9 protein-coding genes are annotated in these 8,503 nt (G+C 67.8%); 5 read left to right on the forward strand and 4 right to left on the reverse strand.

Going from position 1 to position 8,503, the window contains the following annotated elements; all coding sequences use genetic code 11:
- The first annotated feature begins 85 nt into the window (after window positions 1-85).
- Together ACNJ7E_RS13795 and ACNJ7E_RS13800 are read left to right on the forward strand one after the other, a co-directional pair.
- Window positions 86-769 (forward strand): TetR/AcrR family transcriptional regulator, encoded by a 684-nt coding sequence (locus ACNJ7E_RS13795; RefSeq protein WP_418340126.1) that lies wholly within the window; start codon window positions 86-88, stop codon window positions 767-769.
- Window positions 747-1,436 (forward strand): GTP pyrophosphokinase, encoded by a 690-nt coding sequence (locus ACNJ7E_RS13800; RefSeq protein WP_005255930.1) that lies wholly within the window; start codon window positions 747-749, stop codon window positions 1,434-1,436. Before ACNJ7E_RS13795 ends, ACNJ7E_RS13800 begins: the two co-directional genes overlap by 23 nt.
- Here the strand turns inward: ACNJ7E_RS13800 and ACNJ7E_RS13805 are convergent.
- Window positions 1,417-2,907 carry an MFS transporter gene (locus ACNJ7E_RS13805; RefSeq protein WP_418340127.1) on the reverse strand — a complete coding sequence of 497 codons (1,491 nt, stop codon included), beginning with the start codon at window positions 2,905-2,907 and terminating at the stop codon, window positions 1,417-1,419. The two genes, ACNJ7E_RS13800 and ACNJ7E_RS13805, sit on opposite strands and share 20 nt — an antisense overlap.
- Window positions 2,908-2,913: 6 nt before the next feature.
- On the opposite strand from ACNJ7E_RS13805, the gene ACNJ7E_RS13810 reads away from it, so the two are divergent.
- Window positions 2,914-3,441, forward strand: a complete 528-nt coding sequence (locus ACNJ7E_RS13810; RefSeq protein ID WP_418340128.1) for a GNAT family N-acetyltransferase — start codon at window positions 2,914-2,916, stop codon at window positions 3,439-3,441.
- A 53-nt stretch (window positions 3,442-3,494) separates the two neighbouring features.
- Window positions 3,495-3,914, forward strand: coding sequence for a hypothetical protein (locus ACNJ7E_RS13815; protein WP_317570976.1), 420 nt, complete (start codon window positions 3,495-3,497; stop codon window positions 3,912-3,914).
- Window positions 3,915-3,927: 13 nt separating this feature from the next.
- On the opposite strand, the gene ACNJ7E_RS13820 is transcribed toward ACNJ7E_RS13815, so the two are convergent.
- Together ACNJ7E_RS13820 and ACNJ7E_RS13825 are read right to left on the reverse strand one after the other, a co-directional pair.
- Window positions 3,928-5,376, reverse strand: coding sequence for an MFS transporter (locus ACNJ7E_RS13820; protein ID WP_418340129.1), 1,449 nt, complete (start codon window positions 5,374-5,376; stop codon window positions 3,928-3,930).
- An 87-nt stretch (window positions 5,377-5,463) separates the two neighbouring features.
- Window positions 5,464-6,708: a hypothetical protein gene (locus ACNJ7E_RS13825; protein ID WP_280778501.1), complete on the reverse strand. Its 1,245-nt coding sequence runs from the start codon at window positions 6,706-6,708 to the stop codon at window positions 5,464-5,466.
- Between the two features lie 90 nt (window positions 6,709-6,798).
- On the opposite strand from ACNJ7E_RS13825, the gene ubiG reads away from it, so the two are divergent.
- Complete coding sequence (gene ubiG / locus ACNJ7E_RS13830; protein ID WP_280778500.1) at window positions 6,799-7,638, forward strand: bifunctional 2-polyprenyl-6-hydroxyphenol methylase/3-demethylubiquinol 3-O-methyltransferase UbiG; 840 nt, start codon at window positions 6,799-6,801, stop codon at window positions 7,636-7,638.
- Here ubiG and ACNJ7E_RS13835 read toward each other — a convergent pair.
- A complete protein-coding gene (locus ACNJ7E_RS13835; RefSeq protein ID WP_105422728.1) occupies window positions 7,629-8,477 on the reverse strand; it encodes a 3-hydroxybutyryl-CoA dehydrogenase in 849 nt (282 codons plus the stop codon). The genes ubiG and ACNJ7E_RS13835 overlap by 10 nt on opposite strands.
- Window positions 8,478-8,503 lie beyond the last annotated feature (26 nt).

Raw genomic sequence — 8,503 nt, forward strand, 5'->3', positions numbered from 1 at the left:
GTATCGGGCGCGGTCGTCCAGAACGCCGGGCGTGGGCTGACACGATAAACGGAGTGTGCTTTCCACTTCAGGTAGCATCGAGTTCATGGTGAAGCCGGGGTCGGAAGAGGCGCGGGATGCGTGCAGGCAGGCGTTGCGCACCGACGCCGAGCGCAACCGCTCGCGCGTCGTCGATGCGGCGCAGGAGGTGTTCGCCGAGCGAGGGTTGACGGCCTCCATGGCCGAGGTCGCCCGGCGAGCCGGGGTCGGCATCGCGACGTTGTATCGCCGTTTCCCCACCAGGGAGGATCTGATCACCGATGTCTTCGCTGACAAGATGAGCGCCTACGTCGACGCCATCGACGAGGCCGAGGCCGACCCCGATCCGTGGAACGGTTTCTGCGCCTACGTCGAGCGGGTGTGCGCCATGCAGGCGGAAGATCGCGGCTTCACTCACGTGCTCACCATGACGTTCCCCACCGCAAGCGAATTCGAGGCGAAGCGGGCCGAGGCCTACCGCGGCTTCGAGCGGCTGATCGAACGCGCCAAGGAGACGGGTCGGCTGCGCGCGGACTTCTCCTCCCAGGACCTGGTGTTGCTTCTGATGGCGAACGCGGGGGTGGTCGAGGCGACAGGCGCCGCGGCCCCTGATGCCTGGCGTCGTCTCATGGGCTACATGCTCCAGGCGTTCTCGGCTGACGGCGCCGCACCGCTGCCGCCTGCACCCACTCCGTCGGCGATGCACGAGGCAATGGTGGGGGTGACGTGTGGAGCAGCGAACGGCCGATGACGTGACCGGACTGCTGAGTCTCCGAAGCTCCGACGGGGGACGGGATCTCACCCGATTCCTGATGTCGTACAAATTCGGCATCGACGAGATGATGACCAAGATCAACATCTTGAAGGACGAGTTCACCTACATTCACGAGTACACCCCGATCGAGCACGTGAAGTCGAGGCTGAAGTCGGCCGACAGCGTGCTGGGCAAGGCTGCCCGCAAAGGTATTCCGCTCACTCTCGACTCCATCCGCGACAACATCCACGACATCGCCGGAATCCGGATCACCTGCAGCTTCATTCAGGACGCGTACCGGATCAGCGACCTGTTGACGGGCCAGCAGGACATCACCCTCATCGAGGTCAAGGATTACATCGCCGAACCCAAACCCAACGGATACCGGAGCCTGCATCTGATCGTCGAGGTTCCGGTGTTCATGTCCGACCGCGTCGAATCGGTGCGGGTGGAGATCCAGATCCGTACGGTGGCCATGGATTTCTGGGCAAGCCTCGAGCACAAGATCTTCTACAAGTACGACAAGGCGGTCCCGGCCGCGCTGCTGGACGAGTTGAAGGATGCTGCCGACGTGGCCCGCAATCTCGACGTCAAGATGGAGGCCCTCCACGACGAGGTGCGCGAACACGGGGCAGCGCTACACGTCATCGCTTCGGTGGAGTAGGGCTCGACCGGGCGATTGCCGGTTGCACTGCCGGACCGGTGACGTCGCAATGTGGTTTGCATGCAACCGAATCCGGGACGGGACCAAGCGGGGTGGGAGCGGGCGGGGCGGGCGCCCGGATCAGGGCTGCGGCGATGGTCGCCCCGACCAGGAGCAGTGCGATGCAGATGTACATCGCGATGCGGAAGCCGTGCGAGAAGCTGGTGGGGTCGATCATGCTCTCGGCGTCGATCCCGGCGATCCCGGGGAGCGCGGCCACCGCCAGTAGCTGGCTGGTGCGCGCGACGGCGTTGTTCACTCCGGAGGCGATGCCGGACTGGTCCACCGGGACGGACCCGAGCACGGCGGCGGTCAGCGGCGCGACCATGGCGGACAGTCCGAGGCCGAAGACGACGACGCCGGGGAGCACGACCGTCCAATAGTTCGCACCCGGCCCGATCCGGGTCATCAACAGCAGGCCGACCGCTGCGAGTGCGGGCCCGACGGTCATCGGCAACCTGGGGCCGTGGGTCTGGGCGTAGCTGCCGGCGCGGGAGGAGAACGCCAGCATCGCCAGCGTGATCGGGATGGTGGCGACTCCGGCTTCGATCGGCGAGTATCCGGCCACCAACTGCAATTGCAGGACCAGCAGGAAGAAGACGCCGCCGAGTGCGGCGTACACGGCGAGCGTCACCAGGTTCGCCGCCACGAACATGCGCGACGCGAACAGGCTCGGCGGCACCAGGGCGTTCGGTGAGCGCCGTTCCACCACGACGAACGCGATCAGCGCGACGGTCCCGACCACCCCGGCGATCAGGTTCATCTCGATCAGACCGTAGGTGAGCGCGCCGAGGCCGATCACTGCGCACACCGACCCGACCACGTCGAGATGATCGGGAGGATGCGGGTCGCGGCTCTCGGGGACGTGCCGCATCGACGCCCACACCACGACGACGGCGAGCGGAAGATTGATCAGGAACACCGACCGCCAGCCGGCCACCTCGACCAGCCAGCCGCCCAGTAGGGGTCCGATCGCCCCGGCCACCCCGCCGAGCCCCGACCACAGACCGATCGCGGCGCCCCGGTCGTCTTCGTGGATCGACGCCGAGATCAGCGCGAGGCTGCCGGGGGTCAGCATCGCGGCCCCGACACCCTGCAGGATCCGCGCGATCACGAGCATCGTGATGTCGGGTGCGATGCCGCACAGGAGTGACGCCGCCGCGAACCAGACCGTCCCCCAGACGAAGACGCGGCGCCTGCCCCAGCGATCCCCGAGCGCCCCGCCCAGCAGGATCAGCGACGCCAGGGCGAGGGTGTAGCCGCTCGAGACCCACTGCATTCCCGCGACATCCGACCCGAGGTCCTCGCCGATGTGCGGCAGGGCGATGTTCACCACCGTGCCGTCCAGTAGCGCGAGGCTCGAGCCGAGAACGGTGGCGGTGACCACCCACCGTCCCTGGCGGGTGCTCAGGCGCAGCACTGTCTCGGTCATCTCCCCATGGTGCGCCGTCGGCCAGGTAGCGGGGTGCTCGTTGCGATTTCTCGCGCCGGCTTCGGCATACTCGAGCACGTGTACATCGAAGTCGACGACCTGTCCCGCGAGGCCGTGCACGGACTGCTGGCCGAGCACCTGGCGGACATGCGCGCCACGTCGCCGCCCGACAGTGTTCACGCCCTCGATCTGCCCGGTTTGCGGGACCCGTCGGTCACCGTGTGGACGCTGTGGGACGAGGAGACCGTGCTGGGAACCGTGGCTCTGCGTGAGCTCTCGCCGGCCGAAGGCGAGATCAAGTCGATGCGGACGGCCACCGAGGCGCGCGGGCGGGGTGTGGCCACCCGGCTCCTCGCACATCTGGTCGGCGAGGCACGGGTACGCGGGTACGTCCGGCTCAACCTCGAGACCGGCACCGAGGACTTCTTCGCCCCGGCCAGGCGCCTGTACACCGAGCACGGCTTCACCGAATGCCCCCCGTTCGGGAACTACGGCAACGATCCGAACAGCATCTTCTTCACACTCGCCCTGTGACAGCCCGGTCCGTGCGACACTTTCCGCCACGCACCTCGATATACGGAGAACTCATGGACATCATGCGCAAGGTCGCAGTCGGGGCCGTCGCGGTGGCCGGCCTGTCTTTCTTCGCCGCGGGGACGGCCGCGGCAGACCCGGTGCCGGCCCCCATGCCGCCGCCGCTACCCGCGCCGATGCCGGTCCCGTTGCCTGCCGGGACATACCTCGGCACCACCAACGTTCTCGGTGGCGACCTGATCTGGAAGGGCAAGACGTTCGGGCCCGGGTGGGTCATGGACAACTTCGGTGTGTTCTTTCCGTACATCTTCGGCATGACCACCCCGGAAGCGGGCGGTTCCCTCGTCACCGACTACAGCCCTTCCGGGCTGCCGTTCCTGACCGACCGGATCACCCCGAGGCCCGACGGCACCTACGAGGGCACCGTCTACATCAACGGCAACCCCGTGGCGGGGTACGCCCTCCACAAGTAGCCGATCAGCAGGTCTACACCTTCGACGGTGCGAGCGGTTCGGGGGTAATCGAGTTCGGCGCCGCGGGGGTGGCGCGGCGGGTGGGGATGGCCAGCGTGATGGCCGCGGCGACGAGTGCGACACCGCAACCGATCAACAGTCCGGTTCGGAAGCCGCCCTCGGTGGGCAGGGTGTGGCCGGCGACCTGCACGCTCATCTGGGCGAGAACCACACCGACGACGGCAGCGGACACCGCGGTACCGACCGAGCGCATCAGAGAATTGACGCTGTTGGCGGAGGCGGTCGCGGACTGCGGCACGGCGCTCATCACCAGGGCGGGCATCGCGCCGTAGGCGAGACCGACACCCGAGCCGCAGATGCAGGTCACCACGACCAGGCCCCACGTCGACCCCATCAGGAACATCGACGATCCGTAGCCGAGCGCGATGACGAGGCTTCCGACGAGCAGGGTGACCTTCGGTCCGCGGGTGGACGACAGCTTGGCGCCGAAGGGGGAGACCGCCATCATCATCAGACCCGAGGGGGCCATCCACAGGCCCATGGCCGGCATCGACTGTCCCAGGCCGTATCCCGTCGACGCCGGCAACTGCAGGAGCTGCGGAACGATCAGGGACTGGGCGTACATGGCGAAGCCGACGACGACGGACGCGGCGTTGGTCAGCAGCACCTGACGGCCGGCGATCACCCGCAGGTCGACCAGCGGTTCGGGAGTGCGGAGTTCCCACCAGCCCCAGGCCGTCAACGCGATGACCGTGGTCGCGAACAGACCGAGGGTAGTGCTGCTCGCCCAGCCCCAGTCTGCGCCCTTGGACACCGCCAGCAGCAGGGACACCAGTCCGACACCGAGTCCGACCGCGCCGATGGGATCGAAGCGGGCCTTGGGCCCGTGGACGGGCGTGGCAGGCACGAAGAACCAGAGCAGCACGGCGATCAGCGCGCTGAGCCCGGCGGCGCCCCAGAACAGCACGCGCCAGCTCGCATTCTCCGCGACCGTTGCGGCGAGCGGCAGACCGAGGGCGCCGCCGATGCCCATGGACGAGCTCATCAAGGCGATGGAGGAGTGCAGGCGCTCGGGCGGCAGCAGGTCCCGCAGTGCGCTGATTCCCAGCGGAATCATGCCCACACCGATGCCCTGCAGCCCTCGGCCGATCACCATCGGGGCCAGGGACGTCGCGAGCGCACAGACCACCGAGCCCAGGACGAGCGGCACCGTGCAGATCAGCATCATCCGCCGCTTGCCGTACAGGTCGCCGAGACGTCCGGTGACCGGTGTCGCCACGGCGCCGGCGAGCAGCGTCGCGGTGATCACCCAGGACGCGTTGGAGGCGGTCGTGTCGAGCAGTCGGGGGAGGTCGCCGATCAGCGGCACCACGAGGGTCTGCATGAGCGCGGCGACGATGCCGGTGAAGGCCAGAACGGCGACGAGGCCGCCCGGTCGGACGGCGGGCGTCGGACTGTCCACACGAATCTCCTCAACTCAGCGAAACATAATTTGTGCACCATACACAGCGTATGCATGGTGCACAACGTATGTATCGTGCAATGAGGCTCAGGAGGCGCGTTTTCCGAGGTAGGCGGCGGCGAGTCCGCACGCGACCACGGCAACCACCGACAGTCCAGTCGATGTCCACGCCCACGAGTCCGGCCCCGGCGCGCTCTCGGATCCGACGAGCGGCGTGTACGCCGTCCACCCGTAGTCGGCGATCAGCGGGACGGCCAGCGCGGCCGGGGCCGCCAGCGACATCGCGGTGACCGATTCGCTCGACGGCAGACTCGACGCGACCGTGTACGAGGCCGCGAGAGGAAGGAGGAGCCACGTCGCACCGACGTGCAGGTTGTCCCACGGTGGGTGCTCGAACAGCGCCGACGCGGCCACGACTGCAAGTGCCGCGATGCCGGGAACCGGGTGAGGGAAACGCCTCCCGAGCACGGCACCCGTCAGCGCGAGCGCCGCCGGCACCAGCAGCCACGGCCAGGAGTCCGGGAAAGCCGCCACGCCGATGTCCCCCGCGGCGACGAACGCCATAGCGGCAAGCAACACGATCCCGGTGCGGCCCTCCAACCACAGCGAGGCGGCGATCACCACCACGACGAGGACGAGTCCGAACATCCACCGGCCCTGCATCGCACCGTCGGCGCCCACGTTCCAGACACGACGAACGAACCACCAGTACAGCACCAGCCCGATCAGCGGCAGAACGATCCCGGTGACGAGGGCACGCCCGCTCACCGCGACCTCCGTCCGCTCACCGAGGTCGCCGGACGCGAGCGTGACGGCCAGAACCACGGCCGTGAGCGCGAGGAGGGCCAGCGTCACCGGCTCGAACAAGGGTTCCGGAAGGTAGTCCGCGTAGCGCCGGGGAAAAGACGTCCGGAAGTGGTCGATCGGGCCGGCGAGGAGGAGCCCGGTGAGCACCCCCGCCGCGAGTGCGGTCTGCAACCATGCCCGGTCGGCGGTGGCGCACAGTCCGACGAGACCGCCGAGGAGCAGGCCCGCACCGACTCCGCCGAGGTACATCTCGAGGTCCCACGGCCCCGTCGCCGGAGCGACACCCAGCAGCGCCAGGCCGGCGAACGACAGCGTCGACAGGATCCGGCGGGCACGAACCAGCGCTGCCACCAGGACGGCGACGATCGCGGCGAGGAAGGCGCCTGCGGCCGGACCGACATACAGCGCGTCCAGGCGGTTGCCGTCAACCACGAACGCGAACTCACTGGACGTGGTGGACGTCAAGGCAATTCCCGCGACGAACCCGCCCAGCAGCAGGCACACGTGCGAGATCCTGAATGTCATCCCCTGAGCATCGCGTAAGGGCACCGGCCTTGAAGTGACCGACGCGCAGGAGAAGGCTGGAGGTCGTGCTGTGCCCGCGGCAGAGAAGGGGTGGTCCGCTTGGTCATCGACAACGACGTCTACAACCGTGTGGGGGAGTCGTGGTGGGAGGAAGACAACCCACTCAACCTGCTGCACGGAAGTCTGACGCCGGGACGATTCGCCTACTTCCGTAAGGTGCTCGGCGAAACGGTCGGTCGTGACCATCGCGGACACCGCGCCCTCGACGTCGGTTCGGGTGGCGGGTTCCTCGCGGAGGAGTTCACCCGCATCGGTTTCCGGGTGACGGGCATCGATCCGTCCCCGGTGTCGGTCGACACCGCGCGGCGTCACGCGGCCGACTCGGCGCTCGACATCGAGTACCGCATCGGGTCGGGCGAACAGTTGCCGGTGCCGGATGCCGCGTTCGACGTCGTCTACTGCTGCGACGTCCTCGAGCACGTGTCGGATCTCGACGGAGTGATCGCCGAAACGTCCCGTGCGCTGAAACCCGGCGGCCTGTACCTGTTCGACACCATCAACCGCACATTCGCCAGCAAGCTCGTCGCGATAAAGATCATGCAGGAGTGGCGGATGACCCGGATGTTCGACACTCCCATCCACGACTGGTCGATGTGTATCCGTCCGGCGGAACTGGCACCGATCATGGAACGGCACGGTCTGCGGCTCGGCGAGATCGTCGGGCTCGGGCCGCGGTCGAAGAATCCTCTCCGGCTCCTCGACCTCGCCCGGGCCGGCGGAACACGGCTCAGCTACGGGGAGTTGAGCCGCCGGCTCGACTTCGGGCAGATCCGGAGCACGGCCATCTCCTACATGGGATTTGCGGTCAAGAACGGCGAAAGCCCGCCGCGACGACGCGACGGGCTTCCGGACGGACGTGATCAGCTGTAGTCGTAGAAGCCCTTGCCGCTCTTCTTGCCGAGCTGTCCGGCGTCGACCTTGCGCTTGAGCAATGTCGGGGGAGCGTAGTGCGGTTCGGCGAACTCCGCGTACAGCGACTCCGCCGCGGCGAGGGTGATGTCGAGACCGACGGTGTCGATCAGCGTCAGCGGGCCCATCGGGTAGCCGCAGCCACCCTTCATGGCCTCGTCGATGTCCTCGGCGGTGGCGTAGCCCGACTCGAGCATCCGGACCGCCGACGTGAGGTACGGGATGAGCAGCGCGTTCACGATGAAGCCCGCGCGGTCACCGGCCCGCACCGTCTTCTTGCGCAGCGTGTTCTTCGCGTAGTCGGTGACCGCGAGGACGGTCTCCTCCGACGTGACCAGGCTGACCACGATCTCGACCAGCGGCATCACCGGCACCGGGTTGAAGAAGTGGACGCCCACGACCTGCCCGGGACGCTGCGTGGCGTTGGCCATCTTGATCAGCGGGATGGACGACGTGTTGGACGCCAGGATGCCCGACGGCTTCACGATCTTGTCGAGCTTCTGGAAGATGTCGACCTTGAGCGCCTCGATCTCCGGCGCCGCCTCGATCACGAGGTCGCGGTCCGCGAACTCCTCGATGTCGAGGGTGACCCGCACGCGGGCGAGCGCGGCATCCGCGGCGTCCTGGTCGAGCTTGCCCGCCTTGACCCCGCGAGCCAGGGACTTCTCGATCCGGGCCTGCGCGGCCTCGGCGAATTCCGGCTTGGTCTCGAGGATGAGAACCGAGCTACCGGCCTTGATGCATACCTCGGCGATGCCGGCACCCATGGTGCCGCCGCCGATCACGCCTACTAGTTCCACAAATTCTCCTCACGTAGCCGTGCGCC

The sequence above is a fragment of the Rhodococcus mengyinensis genome (assembly GCF_048381435.1).
Taxonomy (GTDB): Bacteria; Actinomycetota; Actinomycetes; order Mycobacteriales; family Mycobacteriaceae; genus Rhodococcus_F; species Rhodococcus_F opacus_D.

Bases quoted from the DNA above. Each gene is read 5' to 3' on its own strand.
- ACNJ7E_RS13795 (WP_418340126.1), top strand. From the start codon at position 86: ATGGTGAAGCCGGGGTCGGAAGAGGCGCGGGATGCGTGCAGGCAGGCG.
- ACNJ7E_RS13805 (WP_418340127.1), bottom strand. From the start codon at position 2,907: ATGACCGAGACAGTGCTGCGCCTGAGCACCCGCCAGGGACGGTGGGTG.
- ACNJ7E_RS13810 (WP_418340128.1), top strand. From the start codon at position 2,914: ATGGTGCGCCGTCGGCCAGGTAGCGGGGTGCTCGTTGCGATTTCTCGC.
- ACNJ7E_RS13815 (WP_317570976.1), top strand. From the start codon at position 3,495: ATGGACATCATGCGCAAGGTCGCAGTCGGGGCCGTCGCGGTGGCCGGC.
- ACNJ7E_RS13825 (WP_280778501.1), bottom strand. From the start codon at position 6,708: ATGACATTCAGGATCTCGCACGTGTGCCTGCTGCTGGGCGGGTTCGTC.